At 46.0% G+C, this 22950-nt stretch carries 19 protein-coding genes; 4 read left to right on the top strand and 15 right to left on the bottom strand.

Going from position 1 to position 22950, the window contains the following annotated elements; all coding sequences use genetic code 11:
* Positions 1-11: 11 nt before the first annotated feature.
* On the bottom strand, positions 12-1088 hold the full coding sequence (locus IGJ01_RS16790) for an FAD:protein FMN transferase (protein ID WP_005232994.1): 1077 nt from the start codon (positions 1086-1088) through the stop codon (positions 12-14).
* A 259-nt stretch (positions 1089-1347) separates the two neighbouring features.
* Positions 1348-2286, bottom strand: a complete 939-nt coding sequence (gene pplA, locus IGJ01_RS16795; protein WP_086298900.1) for an extracellular electron transfer flavoprotein PplA — start codon at positions 2284-2286, stop codon at positions 1348-1350.
* A 270-nt stretch (positions 2287-2556) separates the two neighbouring features.
* Here pplA and IGJ01_RS16800 point away from each other — a divergent pair, with 270 nt between their 5' ends.
* From IGJ01_RS16800 to IGJ01_RS16815, 4 genes are all read left to right on the top strand, one after another.
* A complete protein-coding gene (locus tag IGJ01_RS16800) occupies positions 2557-4497 on the top strand; it encodes an NAD(P)/FAD-dependent oxidoreductase (protein WP_005230327.1) in 1941 nt (646 codons plus the stop codon).
* A gap of 206 nt (positions 4498-4703) precedes the next feature.
* A complete protein-coding gene (locus IGJ01_RS16805) occupies positions 4704-5111 on the top strand; it encodes a NusG domain II-containing protein (protein WP_144330828.1) in 408 nt (135 codons plus the stop codon).
* A 10-nt stretch (positions 5112-5121) separates the two neighbouring features.
* Positions 5122-5682 (top strand): Gx transporter family protein, encoded by a 561-nt coding sequence (locus IGJ01_RS16810; RefSeq protein WP_005232987.1) that lies wholly within the window; start codon positions 5122-5124, stop codon positions 5680-5682.
* 11 nt (positions 5683-5693) lie between these two features.
* On the top strand, positions 5694-6680 hold the full coding sequence (locus IGJ01_RS16815) for a polyprenyl synthetase family protein (protein ID WP_081119194.1): 987 nt from the start codon (positions 5694-5696) through the stop codon (positions 6678-6680).
* Between the two features lie 157 nt (positions 6681-6837).
* Here IGJ01_RS16815 and gor read toward each other — a convergent pair whose 3' ends face one another.
* The 13 genes from gor to gmk all read right to left on the bottom strand — a co-directional run bounded on the left by gor (position 6838) and on the right by gmk (position 22907).
* Positions 6838-8184, bottom strand: coding sequence for a glutathione-disulfide reductase (gene gor, locus IGJ01_RS16820; protein WP_086316702.1), 1347 nt, complete (start codon positions 8182-8184; stop codon positions 6838-6840).
* A gap of 93 nt (positions 8185-8277) precedes the next feature.
* Positions 8278-9519 (bottom strand): peptidase U32 family protein, encoded by a 1242-nt coding sequence (locus IGJ01_RS16825; protein WP_008381725.1) that lies wholly within the window; start codon positions 9517-9519, stop codon positions 8278-8280.
* A 13-nt stretch (positions 9520-9532) separates the two neighbouring features.
* Entirely contained in the window at positions 9533-10453 is a 921-nt protein-coding gene (locus tag IGJ01_RS16830) for a peptidase U32 family protein (protein ID WP_016612060.1), read from the bottom strand.
* Between the two features lie 269 nt (positions 10454-10722).
* Entirely contained in the window at positions 10723-13203 is a 2481-nt protein-coding gene (locus tag IGJ01_RS16835; protein WP_008381720.1) for an ATP-dependent Clp protease ATP-binding subunit, read from the bottom strand.
* A gap of 5 nt (positions 13204-13208) precedes the next feature.
* Positions 13209-13676 (bottom strand): CtsR family transcriptional regulator, encoded by a 468-nt coding sequence (locus IGJ01_RS16840; RefSeq protein ID WP_005230319.1) that lies wholly within the window; start codon positions 13674-13676, stop codon positions 13209-13211.
* 223 nt (positions 13677-13899) lie between these two features.
* Positions 13900-15903: a Stk1 family PASTA domain-containing Ser/Thr kinase gene (gene pknB, locus IGJ01_RS16845; RefSeq protein WP_086316703.1), complete on the bottom strand. Its 2004-nt coding sequence runs from the start codon at positions 15901-15903 to the stop codon at positions 13900-13902.
* A complete protein-coding gene (locus IGJ01_RS16850) occupies positions 15900-16640 on the bottom strand; it encodes a Stp1/IreP family PP2C-type Ser/Thr phosphatase (protein ID WP_005230317.1) in 741 nt (246 codons plus the stop codon). The genes pknB and IGJ01_RS16850 overlap by 4 nt, the downstream gene beginning before the upstream one ends.
* A 14-nt stretch (positions 16641-16654) precedes the next feature.
* Positions 16655-18013: a 16S rRNA (cytosine(967)-C(5))-methyltransferase RsmB gene (gene rsmB, locus IGJ01_RS16855; RefSeq protein WP_430601271.1), complete on the bottom strand. Its 1359-nt coding sequence runs from the start codon at positions 18011-18013 to the stop codon at positions 16655-16657.
* The gene (fmt, locus tag IGJ01_RS16860; RefSeq protein WP_430601272.1) at positions 18003-18956 is read right to left on the bottom strand and encodes a methionyl-tRNA formyltransferase; all 954 of its coding nucleotides are present in this window, start codon (positions 18954-18956) and stop codon (positions 18003-18005) included. Before fmt ends, rsmB begins: the two co-directional genes overlap by 11 nt.
* The gene (gene def / locus IGJ01_RS16865) at positions 18949-19440 is read right to left on the bottom strand and encodes a peptide deformylase (RefSeq protein WP_005230314.1); all 492 of its coding nucleotides are present in this window, start codon (positions 19438-19440) and stop codon (positions 18949-18951) included. Before def ends, fmt begins: the two co-directional genes overlap by 8 nt.
* Positions 19441-19450: 10 nt before the next feature.
* Complete coding sequence (gene priA, locus IGJ01_RS16870; protein ID WP_016612055.1) at positions 19451-21853, bottom strand: primosomal protein N'; 2403 nt, start codon at positions 21851-21853, stop codon at positions 19451-19453.
* 128 nt (positions 21854-21981) lie between these two features.
* Entirely contained in the window at positions 21982-22287 is a 306-nt protein-coding gene (gene rpoZ / locus IGJ01_RS16875; RefSeq protein ID WP_005232977.1) for a DNA-directed RNA polymerase subunit omega, read from the bottom strand.
* Positions 22288-22292: 5 nt separating this feature from the next.
* Positions 22293-22907 (bottom strand): guanylate kinase, encoded by a 615-nt coding sequence (gene gmk / locus IGJ01_RS16880; RefSeq protein ID WP_005230308.1) that lies wholly within the window; start codon positions 22905-22907, stop codon positions 22293-22295.
* Positions 22908-22950 lie beyond the last annotated feature (43 nt).

Raw genomic sequence — 22950 nt, forward strand, 5'->3', positions numbered from 1 at the left:
TTTCACTCCTCCTATTCTAAATCAGCACGATCACCCATCGTGTAGCCTGATTCCTCTGAAAGTTCAAAGGTATCTTTGATACCGTCGGTTACATACACCTTATCTTCTTTTGTGATAAAGATCGCATCGGTCCCCTTTTCGGTATGCTGCTCGATATAAGCCAAGCCTTCTTTGACCCCTTTATCAAACGCCACCGTAGTCAACCCGTCACCATCGATGGATTTGTCGGTGATCACAGTCACACTTGCTACATCGCTATCGTAAGGATAGCCAGTCTCAGAATCAAAAATATGGTGATACGTTTTGCCGTCTACTTCTAAGTAGCGTTCGTAGATCCCTGAAGTAACTACTGTTTTATTGGTTTCTTTGATACTACCGATAATCGAGCCGCGAGATTTGTTCGGGTCTTGGATTCCGACATTCCATGGCTCATCTGTGCCACGGTTACTATGACCTAACACATAGACATTCCCGCCCAAATCGACGATCGCGGAAGTCACGCCATTGTCCTTCAACACTTTGACGACTTCGTCCGTGATATAGCCTTTAGCGATCGCCCCAAGGTCAAGGATCATGTCCTTGTCTTTTAAATAAACGGTTTGATCTTCATCGTTAAACTCGACTTGTTCATAATTGATATGTTTCAATGCTTCATCGATCTCAGATTGCTCTGGCTTGCGGGCATCATCAAAGCCGATTCGCCATAATTGGGTGATGGCACCGATGGCCATATTAAAGCCGCCTTCTGATCTCACACTGTAATCGTAAGCTTCTTTTAGCAAATAATAAATATCATCCGAAACCTTCACTGGTTTGATGCCAGCTTGCGCATTGATTTCATCGATCTCTGATCCTGCTTGGTTGATGGTGATTTTATCGCCTAATTCTCTGATGCGGTCAAAGGCTGGCTTCATAGCGTCCTCTTTGCCTTCATCATAAATGCGGATTCGAGTATAAGTGCCTAATAAAAATTCTTCTTGAAAATATGGTTCTTCCCGCAGCGTCGTTGCTTCCTGATTACTGCCACAAGCTGCCAACATTGTGCCTAAAAAAACAAACATCAGAAAAAACGTTACTTTCTTTTTCATGATTTTCCTCTTTTCTATTGTCTTCAACCTTCATATAATAGCCTTTTTTTGGCAGAATGAAAAGGGGCATTCCGTGATTTCTCAAGGTATTTTAGGAATCCTTAATCGATGCTTTCCATCATTAAAGAACCCATTTCTTTTAAAAAAAAGTACTCACCAGATTGCTTTTTTTTGCACGAACTTTCCCCCTCTCATGGTTGTCCACAAAAAAAACAGCATTCAAAACGAATGCTGTCCTCTTCATTCAAAAAAGTTGTGATTATTCAGTAACGAAGTTATCGACTTCAATTGTTGTTTGGTCACCTTTTTCAGCTGCATTCAACAATTGTTGTGCATAGATAACAAAGCTGTGGAAGCTGTGGGTTGCACCAGAAACAACGTCCATATCAGCAACAGAACCATCTTCGGCATTGACTGCAGAAACAAAAGCTTCATTGAAGTTTGGAATGAATTCTTCTGGACTTGTACCAGATTTAGCTTCCATGTTTTCGTTGTATGATGCATCATCTTTTTTCGACTCGCCGGCTTCGTTTAGGTAGTCGTAGTTTGATTCAGAGATTTTGCCGTCAGCCACAGTCATTGAGAAGACTACGCGGTAACCATTTGAGTAGTTCTTTTCTTCTAATGTATAGGTTCCGTCTTGCAAGTCGGCACCATTGTCGATTTCAATGGTTTCCGTGTTGCCTGCTTGCGCCGCTTGGATCAATTGTTGTGCATAGTTTTGGAAGGAATCAAAGGAATGAGTCGCGCCAGAAACTACTTCGATTGAAGAAGGGCTTTGTGCGGCAACTAATTCTTCATTGAATTTAGGAATAAATTCTTCTGGGCTGATGCCTGCTTTTTCTTTCATCGTTTCATTGTATTCAGTGTTTTCTGTTTTTGATTCGCCATCAGCATTCACGTTGTCATATTTTGATTCAACGATTTTGCCGTCTTTGACTGTGATCTCAAAAGTAACACGGTAGTCGTTTTTGTAGTTCTTTTCTTCTAAACGATACGTCCCATCTTGCATTGGTTCGCCCGCAACAACGGTCGCTTCTGTACTTTCTGTTGATGCTGAATCGCTTGCAGAAGTTTGTGATGTACTTTCATTAGTTGACGAAGAAGCTGTGTTATTGTCGTCTGCTCCGCATCCCCCTAACAACAATGCTGCGAATGAAAATACCGCCATACCTACAATCAATTTCTTTGCTTTCATAATTATCCACCTTTTACTTGTTTATTTTCCCCACAAAAAAGTTTGTGATACATCTAACATTGTAAAGTAAATTTACGATATGTCAACCGCTTCCTTTCCGCTTTTTTACGGAAAAAGGACTTATTTTTTGATTTTCGCAAGTTTTCACGAATTTCAGGAAATATGCGTTTTTTTCATCAGAATCGTTAGACAAATGAACCATTTGTCTATATAATAGGAACGATTGTGTAATTATTATCATAGATTATTTTTATTAAGGAGAGATTTGCAATGGCAAAGAAAAACATTGTCGTTGTCGGTGCCGGTTATGCAGGCGTTTCTGCTACGAAGTACATGGCAAAGAAATTGAAAAAAGACAATGATGTTGAGATAACATTGATCGACCGTCACTCTTATCATACGATGATGACTGAACTGCATGAAGTCGCTGGAGGACGTGTAGAACCTACCGCAATTCAATATGACTTGCAGCGCTTGTTCTCACGCAAGAAAAATGTTCGTTTAGTAACCGATACAGTAACTGGGATCGATAAAGAAAATAAAACCGTCCAAACAAAATTAGGTAGCTATTCATTTGACTACTTGATTTTAGGGATGGGTGGCGAACCGAATGACTTTGGTACACCTGGCGTTAAAGAAAACGGCTTTACTTTATGGTCATTTGACGATGCTGTCCGTATTCGCGAACACATTGAAAAAACTGTCGCAAAAGCAGCGATCGAACCAGATGCAGCATTACGCAAAGCAATGTTGACCTTTGTCGTTTGTGGTTCTGGATTTACCGGGATCGAAATGATCGGTGAACTGATCGATTGGAAAGATCGTTTAGCTTCCGATTATAAATTGGACCCAAGTGAAATCAGCTTGAAAGTCGTTGAAGCAATGCCAACGATCTTGAACATGCTTGATCGTAACGATGCAGCCAAAGCAGAACGCTACTTGAAGAAAAACAATGTTGATCTTGTCTTGAATGCACCAATCGTTGAAGTGGCACCTGACCACATCAAACTAAAAGATGGTTCAACGATCCCAACCCACACATTGATCTGGACTGCCGGTGTCAAAGGAACTAGCGATGCTGCTGATTTCGGTTTAGAAACAGCCCGTGGTTTCCGTCTAGTTGCCAATGAGTACATGGAAGCAAAAGGCTACGAAGACAAAAACATCTATATTATTGGTGACTTGGTTTACTTCGAAGAATTCCCGAATACACCAACACCACAAATCGTGCAAGCAGCTGAACAAACAGGTCACACTGCAGCAACGAACATCGTTTCAGCCATCAAAGGCGGCGAAAAACATAAATTCAAAGGAAACTACCAAGGATTTATGGTTTCGATCGGTGCCAAATGGGGCGTGGCGAACTTATTCAATAAGATTCACCTGAGCGGTTTCTTAGCGATCATTATGAAACACATCGTTAACTTGAAATACTTCTTTGATATTCGTTCTGGTTACTACATGTTCCAATACTTGATGCATGAAATCTTCCACATCAAAGATGACCGGACAGTCGCTCGTGGTCACACGTCTCGTTACGGTAACGTCTTGTGGAGTGTTCCGCTTCGTATTTTCTATGGTCTTGTCTGGTTCGTTGAAGCCTTCAAGAAAATTTTAGGTACGAATGGGGAAGTCTTCAAACCTGGTACTTGGTTCGGTGAAGGTTCTTGGTTCCAAGGCAACAGCGTATTCCCTTGGACTTGGGAATATCAAACAGTCGCTGATGCAGCAAGTGGTGCTAGTGAAGCAGCCGATGCAGCAAGTGCCGCTAGTGGCGCCGGTGAAGCAGCCGATGCAGCGACACAAGCCGCACACTTTGGTTTGAGCTATGCTTACGGTGAACAACCAATGATCGTGATCGAAAAATCACCTGACTGGTTCACAAAAGTTATGCAATTTATTATGCCAAACAACGACGTTGCAATGTTCTTCCAAAAATTCATGGTCTTCTTTGAAATTGCTTTAGCTCTTGCATTGATGGCTGGTCTCTTCACTTGGTTAGTGAACGCAACGACCATCGTTTTAGTGTTGACTTTCTGTATGTCTGGTATGTTCTACTGGGTAAACATCTGGTTCATTCCAGTTGCGTTTGCCTTGATGAACGGTTCAGGACGCGCAGTCGGTTTAGATCGTTGGGTAATCCCATGGTTGCAACGTACCCTTGGAAAATGGTGGTACGGTACCCCTCGCTCCTTATATGGCAATAAATAAGCCAGCAAAATAGAATACCTGTACGACTTCATGAGACTAAGACATTCTGATTTTCAATCAGTGTCTTGGTCTCTTTCCAAGTACAGAACTTTTTCTTGATCGTCCTTGCACAGAAATCGGTGGATTATTGAGGATTCAGCTAGTAGAATCTTGTCTTCTTATGCTAGAATGAGACACATCACATGAAAGAACAGGAGTCTTTTTTGATGAAACTAAAAGAATTTATCCGCGATGCCCATTTAAAACCATGGGATGGCGTCATCATACTTGTTTTGATCCTCAGCTCTTTTTTACCGATTTTTATTTTTGGCCAGACGCAAACGGCTGAGAAAGAAGCCGTCTTGCGGGTCGATGGGACAGAAATCAAACGTTTTGACTTAGTTGAAGGTCAAAAAACGTACACCTATCTTTATGAAGATGAAGACGGGGATACCAATTTACTGGAGATCGAAGGCGATCGGATCCGAATCAAGGAAGCTGATTGCGGCGACCAGATTTGTGTGCGCCGTGGCTGGGCCAGTAAAAATGGGGAAACCATTGTCTGTCTACCTCATAAATTGGTGATCGAAATCCAATCCGCAGATGGGAGTGAGACCGACGATCTAATCTATTGATCGTTTGCTTATGAGTCGATTACAACGAATAATTTTCATCTCACTGCTGGTCGCCCAAGGGGTCGTGATTGGTTTAGTTGAAAATATGATCCCTTATCCATTTGCCTTTGCGCCTGGTGCGAAACTAGGTTTGGCAAATTTAATTACCATTATTGCTTTGTTCACCATGCCGAAAAAAGACAGTTTTCTCTTGATTTGGCTAAGACTGATTTTAACGACGTTACTAGGAGGAACGGTTTCGACCTTCTTATATAGTATGAGTGGTTCCTTACTGAGCTACTTTGGGATGTCTTTGGTGAAACAGTTGGGGCCTAAGCGTGTCAGTATCATCGGCATTAGTGCGGCTGGCGGTTTCTTGCACAACGTCGGACAGTTGATCACCGCCTCATGGATCGCTCAATCCTGGAGCGTGATGCTCTACTTGCCGGTCCTGTCTTTCTTTGGGATCTTGTCCGGGATCGCTATCGGGATCGCCGCCAACTACTTGCTGCGTCGTGTTGAAACACTGCGCCGTTTTCAAATTGATTATGAACGCCAGACCAAAGTCAAATGGCGCTCGGATTCAGAATAAAGGAGTTAATTATGAAACTTCATTCCATGTGGCAAGAGTATCCAGCACTGCAAGCTGACTTATCTGCCTCCTTGCAATTGATGGAAAAATCATTAAAACTAAAAAACAAAGAGGTCGAACAAGCGATCCTGTCCATGATCCATTCAGGTGGGAAACTGCTGCGTCCTGCTTATCAGCTGCTCTTTTCTGCTTATGGCAGTGACAAAGATCGCGAAAAAGCCGTCGCATTGGCGGCTTCGATCGAGATGCTCCACACTGCTTCGCTGATCCACGACGATATCGTCGATCATGCGGACACCCGCCGCAAGCTGCCGACCATTCGTTCCGAATTTGGCAACGATGTCGCTGTCTATGCTGGTGATTACCTCTTCGTCTGCTGCTTCAAATTGATGGCGGATTATGCTAGCTCCATGAAAAGCTTGCAAATGAATTCCCGTAGTATGGAAAAAATCCTCGCCGGCGAATTAGGGCAAATGAGCAAACGATACGATTTGTCCGTCACCGTCGAGGATTACTTAGAAAACATTCGCGGCAAAACCGCTGAATTGTTTGCCTTAAGCTGCTTTATCGGGGCTTACGAAAGCGGCACCTCCTTGCGCTTTGCCAATCAAGCCCGTGAGATCGGCGAAGCCATTGGCCTTGCCTTTCAAATCATGGATGACGTCTTGGATTACAGTCAAGATGCGACTGCCTTAGGAAAACCAGTATTGGAAGATGTTCGGCAAGGCGTCTATTCTTTGCCGCTGTTGATGGCATTGAAAAATGACCGCCAACAACTGTTGCCACTGCTGGAAAAACAAGCTGCCATGACTGAGGCGGATACCCATGAAGTCTATCGGATCGTCCAAGAAAGCGCCGGGATTGACGAAGCCAAGAAACTCGCTGCCGACTACACGAAAAAAGCTTTGCAAGCGATCCAGAAATTGCCTGAGACCAAAGATGAAACCAAAACATATCTTTATCAGATCACTGCTCAGATCCTTGGGCGTCAGAACTGATCTAGGATAAACCCAGCAGCTGGGATCATCCTGAAATAAGCCCCCAAGGTTCGATTTCTGATCTACTTTTGGGGACTTTTTAGTTGATAGCTAGAATTTTATACGCAAAAAAAGCCTCAACGGACAACTCATCTGTCCGTTGAGGCTTTTTTTTCTTTTAACGCATCGTCACAAATTCTTCTGACCCCGTCGGATGAATGGCAACGGTTTGATCAAAGTCTGCTTTTGTAGCACCCATTTTGATGGCTACAGCGAAGCCTTGCAGCATTTCATCGACACCGATCCCGATGCCGTGCAGACCGATGATTTTTTCTTCTTCTCCTAAGCACACCAATTTCATCTCACACTTTTGGCGATACTCATTTAAAGCAAAGTACATCGGTGTAAAGCGCGAACGATACACCTTTATCTGCTCTTGGCCGTATTTTTCCAAGGCTGCTTCTTCGGATAAACCAATCGTGGCAATCGGTGGATGCGTAAAGATGACCGTCGGTACTAAATTATAATCCAAGTACGCATCGCTTTGACCGTTGAACAAGCGTTCAGACAAGCGACGACCGGCGGCGATCGCAACCGGGGTCAAATCCAATTTTCCAATGACATCGCCCACCGCAAAAATCGAGTCATCTGTGGTATTTTGATATTTGTCCACAATGATAAACCCTTTTTCATCCAATTGGACATCGGTGTTTTCTAGGCCTAACTTATCCGTATTCGGCACGCGACCACCAGCAAAAAGGACGCAATCGCCGGTCAAGGTTTCACCATTTTCAAAGTGAACGAGATACTCGTCACCTTCTTTAATGATACGAGAGGCAACGTAGCCTGCATAAGTTTCGATCCCTGATTCTTGGTACATCTCCACAAGATTATCCGCAAGCATCTTGTCAAAGGTTCGTAATGGCCGCTCTTTGCGGTACGCCCAAGCCACTTGGCTGCCCAGCTGTTGGCTGACCCCGCTGATTTCGGCTGCGATGTAGCCTGCCCCTAAGACGACCATACGCTTTGGTGCTTCTCGCAACGCAAAAAAACCATTCGAGTCAATGGCGTACTCACCACCGGGAATATTCATAGCGCTGGGTTTTCCACCGGTGGCAATCAAAATATTTGCTGCATGGTAGTTTTCCCCATTGACGGTGACCGTGTGGTTATCCACAAACTGTGCATAACCGTGGATAACTTCTACATTATTGCTATCTAAACCTTTTTGATAGGCTGTGTGTAAAAAATCAATGTATTTTTCACGGTTATCCACAAGCTCAGTGAAATTAAATTTATCCACATGTGGATAAATACCGTAGCTAGTTGCGTCCCGCTTGATCATTTCTAACATCTCACTGGCTTGCCACATGACTTTTTTCGGCACACAGCCGACATTGACACAGGTGCCGCCTAATTCATTGCCTTCGATCAATAATACTTTGGCACCGTGCATTCCTGCTCGATTGGCTGAGGCGATCCCGCCGCTGCCGCCGCCAATTACTATGTAGTCGTATGTTTCCATATTTGTTGTTTCCTCCTTAAGATTGTCTATGTTCTCATCGATCCTTTTTGGCTGGATTGATTCAACAAAAAAAGCCGAGAGAGACTCTCGACCTTATTTTTTCTTCCGAATCATGTCTCCGACTTCCACCGGTTCTTTGACCGGCATCGTCAGCAGCATCATAGGATTTGGTGCACGATCGATGGATTCACCGTCTTCATTATACATGACTTCGACGGTTTGGTGAAAGTGATGGAATCCGGGACCGTAAAATTCGATTTCATCGCCGACGGAAAAGTGGTTCCGTTGCCGGATCGTAGCTGTTTTCGTTGCCGGATCATATGCCATGACTTCCCCAATAAACTTGTATTGTGGAATTTTCCGACGTGGACCAAACAACTGCTCATTTTCACTCGGGGTATCATAGTAAAAGCCTGACGCAAGCTCGCGCTGCGCAACTTTCCACAGTTCATCGATCCATTCTTGTTTGCAGACATAGTTCTCTGGATCGGCCATGTAACTGTCCACGGCTGCTTTATAAACGTTCGCCACGGTTGAAACATAGTGGATCGATTTCATGCGGCCTTCGATTTTGAAACTATCCACGCCGTTTTCAATCAGATCAGGGATATGTTCAATCATCGACATATCCACAGCACTCATAGAAAACTCTTCTTCCACTGTCCCATTCTTGGTCAAACTGTTTCGTTCCGTTGCAAAGGGCATGTCAAACAGATCATATTTCCAACGGCAAGATTGCGAGCAGCCGCCGCGATTAGCGTCTCGCATCGACATATGATTGGACAAAGTACAACGGCCAGAATACGAAATACACATGGCGCCATGAATAAAGGCTTCGATCTCCACGCTGGTATTTTTGCGGATCTCAGCGACTTCCTCCATCGACACTTCCCGAGCGAGGACGACCCGTTCTAGGCCTTCTTCTCGCCAAAATTCCAACGTTTCATAGTTCGTGGCACTGGCTTGGGTGGACAAATGGATCGGTAGACCCGGCGCTTCTGTTGCGCAGATCTGGATCAAAGCTGGATCAGAAACAATCACGGCCGAAATACCGACATCTCGCAATTCCCGAAAGAACTCCCCTGCACCTTCTTGATTGCCCTCATGAGTCACCATGTTGGCTGCTACATAGACTTTTGCGTTGTGGGCTTTGGCAAAAGCTACCCCTTCCGCCATTTCTTCATAGGTAAAGTTTCCCGCGCGACTCCGTAGGCCATAGGCATTGCCGCCGATATAGACAGCGTCAGCGCCATAGTGGATCGCTGTTTTTAATTTTTCTAACGTACCAGCTGGTGCTAACACTTCTGGTCGTTTCAATGCTTGTTTAACGGTCATTTGTTCTTGCTCCTTACTTGATATCGTCAGGATCGATGGCATAAAATCCAGTGTCTAACCCACGTTCTGCCGGATGAAGTTGGGCAACTTGTTCACTGAGCACAGCAGCTTGCTCTGCTTGCCACTCCCCACTTTCTACAAGGGTCTTGGCTTGGGCAAACAGTTTAGCAATTGCCACAAAGGCTGCCCCTCGTGTATAGATTCCGTCCAACTTCCAGGTTTGAAAGCCTGTTTCGGCTAATTCCGCCAGCTGCAGCATCAAATTAATGTCGTTATTGGCAAAAATGTGCGTACCGTGGCTATCTTCATAAATGGAATAGTGGGTTTCTTCTTTTTTCGGTTCGGATAAAAACAACCCACGATCGTGGTTCTTTTCTTCCGATTGTTGGGTATAGTTATAATAATTTTGTAAAAGCGGACGCTTCGATTGGTGAATGCAGGTCGCACCATAAACCAATACTTCCACAGGAATATTTAGTTGCGGGGCCATGATTTTCATTTCCTCGAAAGGAACTTCTCGCGCTAAAACGGCTGCCCTTGCCCCTTTTTGTCCCCAAAAATTGATTTGACGAGCGCTTGTTACTAAGGTTTCCCCTGCATAGATAAATGGCAAGGCACATTCTGGATTTTGCTTCATGCGGTAAATGATCCCAGGATCTCCGAGAGCGATTTGATCGGCTTGATTGGTCTTCAGAAATGCTAGGTATTCTGGAATCAGCTTCATTTTTTCTGGGTGCATGATGCCATTGACCGCGATCGTCACTTTCTTTCCAGCTTCGTGGGCCATGTCGATCAGTCTGATTTGCTCTTCACGAGAAAAAGAGGCCGGTAGGCGCAGCCCAAATGTCTCTTCTCCAAAAAACAATGTATCAACATAAGGGATCAGCTGCTGTGCTTGCTCGATCGATTCCACCGTGGCGATAATCTCAACCATAATACTCCTCCTTTTTTCAACTCATTCATAGTATCACACAGCAGGATTCTTTCCAAGAGGTCTCGTTACTCTTTTTTTCACGAATAGCGCTTTGATCATTAATCAACCGTTGTCATAAAGCTATTTAGAAGGATATTTTTTTGTGAATCATCAATCATAATCAGTGGAGACTTCTTGATCACTACTAGACATAACAAGACAAAAAAGCGGCGTTCCTATGGATGCCGATTGCTCGACCATAGAAACGCCACTGCCGTTATTGGCTCGACTTAAACTTGTTGCAAGACCCGTGCTTGTCCCTCTTTGACATTGAGGGTGATCGATCCTTTGGAAGCACCGATCGTTACTTTGTCACCTAAATGAATTTGTCCTGATAGGAGTGCTTCACTTAAACGGTCTTCGACTTCTTTTTGCAAGGCCCGACGAATCGGCCGTGCCCCATATTCTGGATCAAAACCAGCTTTACCGATCACATCAATGGCAGATGGCGTGATCTTCAATTGGATGTCTTGGTTGCCTAATCGTTTGATGATCGCTTTGCTCATGATCTTCACGATCTCGTGGATCTCCCCTTCACCTAAGGATTGGAAGACCACTGTTTCATCCACACGGTTCAAGAACTCTGGACGGAAGGCTTTTTTCAGCTCTTCTAAGATCCGTTTTTGCATCGCTTGGTGATCTTTCGTTAAATCAGTGACATTAAACCCAACGCTTTTTTCTTCGCGGATTTGTTGGGCACCGATATTAGAGGTCATGATCAAAATCGTGTTGCGGAAATCGACCTTCCGACCTTTGGCATCCGTCAAATGACCATCATCTAGCACTTGCAAGAGGATATTGAAGACATCGGGATGGGCTTTTTCCACCTCGTCCAATAAGATGACGGAGTATGGTTTTGAACGGATTTTTTCCGTCAATTGCCCACCTTCATCGTAGCCGACATAGCCTGGCGGTGAACCGATCAAACGGCTCGTGCTGTATTTTTCCATAAATTCGGACATATCGACACGAACCAAGGCATCTTCACTACCAAACATCGCTTCTGCTAAGGCTTTGGCAAGCTCGGTTTTCCCGACACCGGTCGGGCCTAAGAACATGAAGGAACCAATTGGACGGTTCGGATCTTTCAACCCACTGCGGGCGCGGCGGATCGAACGAGCGACTGCCTTGACTGCTTCTTCTTGGCCAACTACCCGTTGATGCAAGATCTTTTCAAGATCCAACAAGCGTTCGCTTTCTTTTTTCTCCATCTGCTGCAAAGGTACGCCGGTCCATTGGGAAACGACCGTAGCAACATCTTCTGCAGTAACACTATCGGCATAGCCTGATGCTTCTTTGACTTCCATAAACGCTACTTCCGTCAGCTGTTGGGTCAATTTCTTTTCCTTGATCCGTAAACGAGCTGCTGCTTCAAAATCTTGCTGACGAATAGCGGCTTCTTTTTCTTCGATCAAGTTGGCGATCTCGTTTTGCAGATCTGCCAATTCTGAACTTTCATCGGTTTTGTCTAAACGCACTTTGGCAGCTGATTCATCCATCAAATCGATGGCTTTATCTGGTAATTGGCGCGAATTGATGTAACGCACGGACAGTTGCACAGCGGCGTGTAACGCATCATCAGAAATTTCCACCCCATGATGTTCTTCATAACGAGGACGCAAGCCCCGTAAAATTTCTTCCGCTTCTTCTGGTGTCGGTTCGTCGACTTGCACCCGGGCAAAACGGCGTTCTAACGCAGAATCTTTTTCAATGTATTTTTGGTACTCATCTAGTGTTGTGGCACCGATGGTTTGCAATTCCCCACGGGCTAAGGCTGGTTTCAGAATATTCGAGGCATCAATCGCCCCTTCTGCTCCGCCGGCCCCAATCAGTGTATGCAATTCATCAATGAATAAGATGATTTGACCATCTTGATAGATCTCATCAATGATTTTTTTCATTCGGTCTTCAAATTCGCCCCGGTATTTCGTTCCGGCAACTAAAGCCCCCATGTCCAGCATCATCAAACGCTTGTTTTGCATGTCTTCTGGGACTTCCCCATTGATGATTTTTTGGGCTAAGCCTTCGGCGATCGCGGTTTTCCCAACACCAGGTTCCCCCACGAGAACAGGGTTGTTTTTGGTCCGACGGCTAAGGATCTGGATCAGGCGTTTGACTTCTTTGGCACGACCGACAACAGGATCCAACCGTTTTTCACGGGCTAATTTGGTCAAATCACGGGCTAAGGAATCCAAGGTCGGTGTTCCTTGCTGCGCTTTGGCTTGGGCTGGACGACGACGACCAGCACTTCCGTTGGTTTTGCTTTCATTGAAGCCCATTTTTTTCTTCAAAAGCTGACGCATTTTCGCGAGACTCAAGCCGAGATTCAGCATGATTCGAGAAGCCAAAATGTCTTCATCTCTTAATAAGCCTAATAATAGATGTTCAGTACCGATTTGTGGTGCCCCTAAGCGTTTGGCTTCATCCCCTGCATAAGCAAATGTATGTTTTGCTCGTGGTGAATACGCGAGATAGGCGTTTTCTGGGTATTGACGGACAGTGCCATACCCTGTTAAATGTTCGATTTCTTCACGAATATCATTTTCTGTGATATTCATTTCCCGCAAGGTTTTGCCGGCAATCCCGTTTTGTTCAATGACCAATGCCAATAGAATATGTTCAGAACCTACTGCTTGGTGCTTAAAGTATTTTGCTTCTTCTTGGGCGATAGCCAAAACGGCTTTCGCGCGTTGGGTGAATAATTCATCCATCTCTTTCACTTCCTGTCTTCGTAACTTAATCGTTCTAGAATTGCATGGAGCAAATCAGCTCGTGTTCTATTTTCATAAGGAGAACGTCCTAGAACTGCTTTCGCGATGACGGTCAATAATAAGTTGCCTTCTCGCTTGGACAGGATTCCTTCCTCATAAAGTTTCTGGATTATTGCATACGCATCTTTTTCCGAGATGGTTTCATCGAATAGTTGATTCATTTCTTTTAAGTAGTGGTGGCTGTCCGTGATTTTGACTTTTTCAATCCGAATATAGCCGCCCCCGCCGCGTTTGCTTTCAACCGCATAGCCTCTTTGAACGGTGAAGCGGGTATTGATCACGTAGTTTATTTGTGAGGGCACGCAGTTGAACAAATTTGCCATTTCCGCGCGACGAATCTCAATGGTTTCACTATCTTCAAGAATTTTCTTCAAATATGCTTCAATCAAATCGGAAGTATTGTGATGACTCAATTCATTCCCTCCCTTGACTAATTCTGACCTTCATTATACCCAATTTTTGAATCCTTGGAAAGATGTACGCTTGCACAAATGGCAGGACTAAAGGAAATTTTAAAGACACCTGTGCCTCACTATAAGGTTTAGAAACAAAAACAAGCAGCTGGACGGGGAACAAAAAGAGAATTCTTTGGTCCCCGAAGGCTGCTTGGTTAAAGTATTTGGTTTTAGCTAGTTTCTAATCACTTTCTGAGCTACTTTCACTCGTAGCGCTTGAATCAGAGGAATCATCTGAACTACTGCTTGGCGTCGATGAGGACGAATCATCTGGTTCAGGTCCTCTAGAGATCGTGACCGTTACAGTAGAGCCAACTTCGACGGAGGTTCCAGCACCTGGAGAGACACGGACAACATGTCCAGCTGGTACCGAGTCATTATAGCCGTCCTCTTCCTCAAAAGTTGAGTCCAATCCCGCTTCATTCAAGTCTGCTTCTGCATCGGCTTGGCTTTTCCCAACGATTCTTGGTACATTGACCATTTCCTGCCCACTGCTGACCGTCAAAGTGATGGTCGTTTGGGAAGTCACCACCGTTTCACCTGTTGCGGGTGCTTGGGCGATGATCGTGCCTGATGGTTGACTGCTAGATTGATAGTTCACTTCGATCTGTGATCGGTCGACACCACGAGAAGTCAATGCTGCTCGTGCATCTGCCTCTGTCATGCCATAATAGTTGTCCATTGCGAAGCTATCTGGTCCGGAGCTGACCTTAAAGGTGATTTCGTCTTCTGCTGGGGAAACTTCCCGCCCTGCTGCTGGTGATTGACTGATAATATCCCCTTCATCGACATCATCTGACGACTCTAGCTCTTCTTTGATTCTGTCTTCATCAAAGCCCAAATCGATCAACTCTTTTTTGACATCATCAAAGGAGCGACCTTCATAGTCATCAAGGGTGATTTTCTTGGTTCCGCTACTGATGTAGAGGGTCACGACGGAATTCTTTTTGACTTCATTGCCTTCTGGCGGATCGGTCTTGACGACATTGCCTGCTTCGACTTCATCGTCTTCGATTTCTTCCACCTCGTCTGCCACTTGTAAGCCAGCGGCTTCCAGTTCGGCCCGGGCGGCCGCTTCTGTCTTGCCGTTGACTTCAGGAATCGCTACATCCCCCCGACCACCGCCGAATAGGAAATAACTGCCTATGCCTAGCAGTGCGATCACCATAATGACCGGCAGCAGCAGCCAGCGTTTGCGTTTTTTCTTTTTCGGTTTCGCTGATTCTTCGGCTTGATCCGCAGCCGTTTCTGCCACGGGTTCTTCCACTGGCGGCGTTTCAACTTGGGCTGCTTCTACAGGGGTCAGCACTCTCGTTTCATCCATCAGGGCATGAGGTTCCCATCTCGGTTCATTGAGTCGATCAGGTGACAATACAGTATCAAGATCCGCTCGCATTTCATCGGCAGTTTTGTACCGATCCGCCGGTTCTTTGGCGGTCGCCTTCAATACGACGTTTTCCAGCGATTGCGGAACATTTTTGTCATAGATCCGAATCGAAGGGATCTCATCTTGGAAATGTTTCAGGGCGATCGTTACGGCTGATTCGCCATCAAAAGGTACTTTGCCGGTTAAAATTTCATAGAGAATGATCCCAATCGCATAAATATCTGATTGATTGGTCGCCATACTGCCTCGTGCTTGTTCTGGTGAAAGATAATGCACCGAGCCTAACATCGAGTTGGTTTGGGTGATCGATGTTTCTGATAGGGCGATCGCGATCCCAAAATCGGTGATTTTCACCACGCCATCTTCATTGATCAGCACATTCTGGGGCTTGAGGTCCCGGTGAATGATGCGGTGTTGATGGGCCAGCGCTACCGCTGATAAGATTTGTTGGATGATATCAACGATCTGCAAATAAGGTACTGGATAGTGCGTTTGGATATAGCGCTTGAGATCCATCCCTTTGACATATTCCATCACCAAAAACTGCATGCCGTCTTCTTCGCCGACATCATAAACGGTTACGATGTTGGGATGAACCAGCTCAGTCGCCGCCAATGCTTCTCGTTGAAAGCGCCGAATCGCACTTTGGTCGTTTTGGAAGTCAAAACGAAGCACTTTGATTGCCACTTCACGGTCTAAGATCAAGTCATGCGCCAAAAACACATTTGCCATTCCGCCGCTGCCGATATTGCCGATGATTTTGTATCGGCCGTTTATCTTCTTCCCAATTTCGATCATGGGCGCTCTCCTCCAACTTTAATCAATAATACCGTGATATTGTCGACACCGCCGCGTTCGTTGGCTTGATCGATCAATGATTGCACTGCTTCTTCCAGCACAGGGGTTTCTTGGATCGTTGCTGTGATCTCTTCATCTGAGACCATGTTGGTCAATCCGTCTGAACACAGCAGCAAATAATCCCCGTCTGCAATAAAGTGGATCGCCACATCGACTTCGACTTCGCTTGGCATGCCGATCGAGCGGGTCAAAACGTTTTTGCGAGGATGATTCAAGGCCATTTCTGCTGTGATTTGTCCTGACTTCACCAATTCATTGACCAGTGAATGGTCCTCTGTGATTTGGGTCAGCACTTGATTGCGTAAAAGATAGGCACGGCTGTCCCCGACATTGGCGATCGTAAACTGGTCGCCTAATAAGGCCACAGCAATGATCGTGGTGCCCATGCCGCTAAGTTCTTCTTGTTCTTGTCCTTTTTGGAAAATCACTTGGCTTTCTGCTTGGATTTTTTGGATCAACCATTGGGCAGTTTTTTCACTGTCTGTCAGCTCTGTCTGTTCCCAAGCGGTGCCAATCTCACTGACTGCTTGACGGCTAGCGACATCTCCGGCCCGGTGGCCCCCCATGCCATCGGCAAGCAAGGCCAATGTCACATTGGCTTTATTTACATAGGTTGCTGCAAAATCTTGGTTTGTGTTGCGACGTTTGCCGACATCTGTTTGAAAACGAATCTCCAATTTCTTTCACCTCGTTACTTTTTGCGTAGACAACTGATAAAAAAGCCATCTGTCATAAAATCTTGCGGATAGATCGTCAACATATCCTCTTGAACAGCTTCGGCTGCCAGCGGTCCTACCGCAAGAGGCATTTGCTCAAATTCAGGATGGTCAGCGAGAAACGCTGCCACGACTTGTTGATTTTCTTCCTCTAGAATCGTACATGTGCTGTAGACCATTATACCCGATTTTTTCAAGGTTGGGGCGGCACTTTCCAAAATCTCTCGCTGAATCTGCGGCAAGCGTTGGAAATCGGCCTCCGTCTTGCTGTATTTGATGTCCGGCTTACGGCGCATCAACCCTAATCCAGAACAAGGGGCATCCACTAAGATGCGATCAAATTGTTCGGGGGCAAAGGTTTGAGCCGTCTCTCGGGCATCCATCACGCGGGTTTCCACAACTGCTTCTACGCCTAAACGTTGGGTATTTTGCTGAATCAGCTTAACTTTATGGGCATGGATATCCAGTGCTGTCACTTTGCCGCCCTCTACGGCAGACAAGAAGGCAGCGATATGGGTCGTTTTGCCTCCTGGGGCGGCGCACGCATCCAATACTTGATGGTTCCGGGCTACTTGTAAAACGGGGGCAACCAGCATCGAACTTTCATCTTGGATCGTCAGTAAGCCTTCTTTGTAGAGGGAAGAGCCCGCCATAAAGCCTTTATCAGCCACAACCCCATAAGGGGAAAGCTCACTTGGTCGTGCGTCAATGCCTTCTTCTTGTAGCCGTTCGATCGCTGCTGCTTGCGAGATGCGCTGCAGATCGATACGACCACTGGCATGATTGGGTTCAAATAGGGCATAGCCTAGCTCACTGGTTTCTTCGATCCCAATTTGTTTGACTAGTTTCTTCGTTAGCCATAAGGGCAGGCTGATTTCCGTTGCTAAACGTTCCATTGGGTCTTTAATCAATGCCAAGTCTGGCACTCCTTGTCGTTGGATCGTGCGCAGCACGCCATTGACGAATTTACCAGTCCCCGGATTGCCTTTGGCTTTCGCAATATCCACGGCTTCATGAATGATGGCATGGGCGGGTACTTTATCGAGATACAGCATCTGATACAAGGAAAGCCGCAGCAGCGTTTTGACCCACGGGTCGACTTTGCGGGCATTTTTAATAAACCGGTCCAAATAATAATCCAATAAAAGCTGACGACTGATGGTGCCGTACACCAATTCAGTCAGTAAGCGACCGTCCTTGTCATTTAAACGCCCTTGATTCATCAATTCCCGCAGCAGTAGATTGGAATAAGCACCGCCTTTTTCGATTCGCAACAACGCTTCTAGTGCCACAAAACGCACTGTATATTGTATGTCTCCAAGATTACGCTTCATAGGTACCTACCTGATCCCCTTTTTGAATCTGTTGTCCACTGCCGTTTAAGAATGCGGCAATGTCTTGTCGGCCTTTTCCAGCTGGCTGCAATTCATCGATAGCCAATACCGTGCCTTCCCCACAAGCGATCAGCAACGTTTTTTTCGTCCGTTCAATGATCTTTCCTGGCTGGGCTGTCGTCGTTTGCTCCAGCGGTGTTACTTGCCAAAGCTTCCAGCGGTTGCCGTTTTGTGTCGTAAAGGCGATCGGCCATGGCCGCATGCCTCGGACTTGGGCATCGATTTGCACCGCCGTTTTCTGCCAGTCGATGGCTTCTTGTTCACGGCTGATATTCGGCGAGAAGGTTACTTTCGCTTCTTCTTGCGGAACCGGCTGCAACTCTCCTGACAAGATTTTCGGCAGGGTTTCCAGCAGCAAGTCTTTGCCCAGCAGGCTCAACTTATCAAACATCGTCCCCACATCATCTTGTGCCGTGATCGGCAAATGAGCTTGAGCAAAAATACCGCCAGCATCCATTTTTTTGATCATTTCCATGATGGTTACACCCGTTTCTTGCTCGCCTTCCATGATGGCATAATGCACAGGTGCTCCGCCCCGGTATTTCGGTAGTAGGGACGCATGAACGTTGATAGCGCCATACTTCGGTACTTCTAGTAAAGCACTAGGTAAAAATTGGCCGAAAGCTGCCGTGATCAGCAGATCAGGTGCTAAAGCTTGAATCTGCTCCATTTCTGGTGACCCACTGATTTTTTCTGGTTGTAAAACCAACAAGCCATGCTTCAACGCCGCTTCTTTGACGGGTGTCGGAGTGATGGTTTTTTTGCGACCGACGGGACGATCCGGCTGTGTCACGACTGCTGCCACTTCATAGCCGGCTTCAAGCAAGCCTTCTAAAATTGGGACGGAAAACGCCGGGGTACCCATAAAGACGATTTTAGTCATTTTCATGTTCCTCCATATACTTTTCTAAGTCTTCTTCAGGAATGCGTTCGACGAGCTTGTCGACAAACAGCACGCCATTTAAATGATCGATCTCATGCTGCATCGCACGCGCCAAGTAACCGAATGCTTCCACTTCCATTTCTTCTCCTTCTCGATCGAAATAGCGGACAGTGATCTCGTCTGCTCGTTTGACGGTCCCAAAGGTGTGGGGAATACTCAAGCAGCCTTCCACATCAAGGGATTCACCAGAAGAAGCGATGATCTCAGGGTTGATCATTTCAAAGCGATCGTCTTCTTCGACTTCCACGATCGCCACTTGTAGGTTTTTGCCGACTTGCGGTGCGGCAATACCGATCCCGTCATGGGCGACCATCGTTTCATAAAGGTCGTCTAGTAGCTGAACGAGTTCATCGGTAATTACTTTGACGGGTTTTGCTTGCCGACGAAGACGTTCATCGGGGGTGATAATAATAGGATAACGCATATTTTCTCCTCTAAATAAAATTCAACGGCTCTTGGTCAATCGATACGTACAATCCTTTGCGCTGATCGATTTGACTTTGATCCAACAGACGGGTCAACAAAGCAGGTAGCTGCGGTTCATTTTTGTATTTAATGATCAATTGGTAGTAATAACGGTTTTTCACCCGCAAAATCGCACTTGGTGCCGGACCCAACAAAATACTGCGCGGTGACAGCTCCTGCTGCAGATCCCGCGCGATCGCAAACATCTTCTGAGCGGCGACTTGCTCTTCGGGATGGCTGCAGGTGATTTTGACGGTGAAATAATACGGTGGATAACCGCTTTGGTGCCGCATCCACATCTCTTTTTGATAGAAATCTTCGTAGTCTTGCGACTGCGCCAACTGGATGGCATAGTGCTCAGGGTTGAATGTTTGGATCACCACTTCGCCGGTTTTTTCCGCCCGACCTGCCCGACCACTGACCTGAGTCAGCAGCTGGAACGTCCGTTCACTCGAACGAAAATCTGGCAAGTTCAAGGCCGTATCGGCATTCAAGACCCCTACCAGCGTGATATCAGGAAAATCCAAGCCTTTGGCGATCATTTGAGTCCCTAACAAAATATCCGCTTTTTTCTCCCCAAACAAGGTCAAGATTTTTTCGTGGGCGCCTTTTTTGCGGGTGGTATCGACATCCATCCGTAAAACCCGCGCTTCGGGAAACAGTTCCTTCAACTCTTCTTCCACTTTTTGCGTGCCCGTTCCGTAATAACGAATCTTGTCTGCATTACAGTTGGGGCAACGATGGGGGATGTGTTCTTCATGTCCGCAATAATGACAGCGCATCGTTTTGGTATCCATATGGAGCGTCAAGGAGATGTCGCAATTTGGGCAAGGCAAAACATACCCACAATCGCGGCACATCACGAAGGAAGAGTAGCCGCGCCGATTCAGCAGCAAGACGATCTGTTCTTTCCGGGCCAAGCGGTCTGTGATTTTTTCCTGTAACGGACGAGAAAAAGTTTGATACTTTTTATTAGCAAATTCGGTACGCATATCCACGACTTCGATCTGCGGTAATTGCGCACTGGTTTTTGCCCGCTGATTCAATTTCAATAAGCGGTAGACTTCTTTTTGGGCCCGAGCACGAGATTCTAATGACGGCGTCGCACTGCCTAACACCACTGGACAGTGATGGTACTGGCTGCGCCAAATCGCTAAATCTCTCGCATGGTAACGAGGGGCTTCATCTTGCTTGTAGGAAGCTTCGTGCTCCTCATCGACGATGATGACCCCGATGTTTTTCAACGGAGCAAAAATCGCCGAGCGGGCGCCAACCACCACCTGCGCCTCCCCACGTTCGATCTTACGCCATTCATCGTATTTTTCACCTTGGGACAAGCCGCTGTGTAAAACAGCCACTGCGTCGCCGAGACGGCTTTTAAAGCGTTCGACCATTTGCGGGGTCAAAGCGATCTCCGGTACGAGCATGATCGCAGTTTTGCCTTGTTTCAGCAATTGGGCGATCGCTTGTAGATAGACTTCTGTTTTTCCACTGCCGGTGATCCCTTCCAGTAAAAAAGTCTGCGCCTCTTGGTTATCCGCACAAGCAGTGATTTGCGCTACTGCAGCTGCCTGTTCTTCATTTAATTCAAGGGGGACCGTTTTTTGAAATTGACGGTCTTTGTAAGGATCACGGTAGGCTTCAACTTCCGTAAAGGTCAGCCAGCCAGCTTCTTGCGCTTGGTTCAAAGCCGCGGTGGAAATCCCTTGTTCGGTAAAAAAGGAAACCGGCAAGCGGGCTTCCTCTGTCAAAATCTGTAAGATTTCCAGCTTGCGTTTGGCCCCTTTGCGCAGCTGTTGCTGGACGGCGGGGATTTCTGCTGGCTCGATCTTGCGTTCAATGTAACGGGTCATTTTCGCTTTGTTTTTATTTTTCACGAGATACTGCAATTCAACTACTGCGGCTTCCCGCAAAGGCTTCAACTGCGGCAGCAGCCCTGCACTTTCGGCGGCTTGCCAGCTGAGGATGCCGTCTTCGGGAAAATATTCTTTGATGGGATGATTTCCTTCGAGTAAAACGATCTGCTTTTGGTACTCGGCTTTCATCACACTAGGCAGCATCGTCTGCAAGCAAGTAATCTTAAAGGCAAAGGTCGTTTCCTTCATGTAGTCGGCTAATTGGAGAAGTTCTTCATTGACGACAGGCGACAAATCCAACAAACGAACGATTGGTTTTAAGGTCTGTTGCGGTTCGGCAACTTCTGAAAGCCCGACGACGAACCCTTGGATATGACGGTCACCTTTGCCAAATGGCACTTCGACCCGCATTCCTGTCTCAATGGCGGCTTGTAATTCTGATGGGATCAGATAAGTAAAAGGCTGATCGGTCTGCATCGTGGGAACATCCACGATCACTTCTGCTATGTACGCCATCTCTTCTCCTCCTTTTAGGTTCTATTTTACTAAATGGGCTGGGGTTTGTCTGTACCCCTTACAAAAATTTAACCATCGCCATTCAAAAGAAAAAGCCAGAACACAGGCGTGCTCTAGCTTGCTTTTGTCTATAGCTTTTGTTCGTCGCGGATACGCGCTTCTAATTCTTTTTGTTCTTGGTCTTTTTGCGCTTTGCGCTCTTCTTGTTCCATTTTCAAACGGGCCCGTTTGATTTCCGGATGCGGATCATTAACGACTAATTCCGCTTCGATTTCTTCAAGCGCTTGACCCACGCTTTTCACTGAATCAAAGTTTTCTAATGTTGCTTGCGCACCGGCATCAAGTTCATGCGCCCGTTTGCTTGCTAAGATCACTAATGAATATTTTGAGTTGACACGATCCAACAAAGAATCGATTGAAGGTTTTAACATCATATTTCTTACAGCTCCTCTAACATTTTGATATAGGTTCCGATCACTCGGTCAACGCGAAAATGTTCACTCGAAATAATTTCGCGAATTCGTTGGACTGCCTTAGGTACTTCATCATTGACAACGGCATAATCATATAAAGCCATCATTTCGATTTCTTCACGGGCGACGCGCATCCGTTCATCGATCACTTCGGCAGAGTCGGTTCCTCTTCCTGTAATACGAGAGCGTAATTCTGCCAGATCAGGTGGCGTCAGAAAAATAAACACACCATCGGGAACTTTGTCTTTTACTTGTTTTGCCCCTTGCACTTCGATCTCTAAAAATACATCTTTTCCTTGATCCAGTGTTTGTTGGACATAAGATAATGGTGTGCCATAATAATTGCCGACATATTCGGCGTATTCCAGCATTTCACCGGCTTCGATCAAGGCTTCAAATTCTTCCCGCGTGCGGAAATAGTAATCGACCCCTTCCACTTCCCCCTCGCGTTTTTGACGAGTGGTCATTGAAACGGAATATTGAAAATCGTTGTCGTCACTCTCAAAAATTGCTTTGCGCACGGTCCCTTTCCCTACTCCGGAAGGTCCTGATAAAACTATAAGTAATCCTCGCTCTGACATAATGACGTCCTTTCACTGACATTTGCTTAACGTCTATTTTGCA

Source organism: Enterococcus sp. AZ089, from assembly GCF_050547225.1.
In the GTDB taxonomy this organism is placed as follows: domain Bacteria; phylum Bacillota; class Bacilli; order Lactobacillales; family Enterococcaceae; genus Enterococcus_D; species Enterococcus_D entomosocium.

Coding starts and splice junctions, on each gene's coding strand:
- pplA (WP_086298900.1), bottom strand. CDS start 2,286: ATGAAAGCAAAGAAATTGATTGTAGGTATGGCGGTATTTTCATTCGCA.
- fmt (WP_430601272.1), bottom strand. CDS start 18,956: ATGACTAAAATCGTCTTTATGGGTACCCCGGCGTTTTCCGTCCCAATT.
- IGJ01_RS16810 (WP_005232987.1), top strand. CDS start 5,122: ATGAGTCGATTACAACGAATAATTTTCATCTCACTGCTGGTCGCCCAA.
- pknB (WP_086316703.1), bottom strand. CDS start 15,903: ATGATCGAAATTGGGAAGAAGATAAACGGCCGATACAAAATCATCGGC.
- IGJ01_RS16805 (WP_144330828.1), top strand. CDS start 4,704: ATGAAACTAAAAGAATTTATCCGCGATGCCCATTTAAAACCATGGGAT.
- rsmB (WP_430601271.1), bottom strand. CDS start 18,013: ATGAAGCGTAATCTTGGAGACATACAATATACAGTGCGTTTTGTGGCA.
- rpoZ (WP_005232977.1), bottom strand. CDS start 22,287: ATGATGTTAAAACCTTCAATCGATTCTTTGTTGGATCGTGTCAACTCA.
- def (WP_005230314.1), bottom strand. CDS start 19,440: ATGCGTTATCCTATTATTATCACCCCCGATGAACGTCTTCGTCGGCAA.
- priA (WP_016612055.1), bottom strand. CDS start 21,853: ATGGCGTACATAGCAGAAGTGATCGTGGATGTTCCCACGATGCAGACC.
- IGJ01_RS16790 (WP_005232994.1), bottom strand. CDS start 1,088: ATGAAAAAGAAAGTAACGTTTTTTCTGATGTTTGTTTTTTTAGGCACA.
- gor (WP_086316702.1), bottom strand. CDS start 8,184: ATGGAAACATACGACTACATAGTAATTGGCGGCGGCAGCGGCGGGATC.
- gmk (WP_005230308.1), bottom strand. CDS start 22,907: ATGTCAGAGCGAGGATTACTTATAGTTTTATCAGGACCTTCCGGAGTA.
- IGJ01_RS16815 (WP_081119194.1), top strand. CDS start 5,694: ATGAAACTTCATTCCATGTGGCAAGAGTATCCAGCACTGCAAGCTGAC.
- IGJ01_RS16800 (WP_005230327.1), top strand. CDS start 2,557: ATGGCAAAGAAAAACATTGTCGTTGTCGGTGCCGGTTATGCAGGCGTT.
- IGJ01_RS16825 (WP_008381725.1), bottom strand. CDS start 9,519: ATGACCGTTAAACAAGCATTGAAACGACCAGAAGTGTTAGCACCAGCT.
- IGJ01_RS16835 (WP_008381720.1), bottom strand. CDS start 13,203: ATGGATGAATTATTCACCCAACGCGCGAAAGCCGTTTTGGCTATCGCC.
- IGJ01_RS16830 (WP_016612060.1), bottom strand. CDS start 10,453: ATGGTTGAGATTATCGCCACGGTGGAATCGATCGAGCAAGCACAGCAG.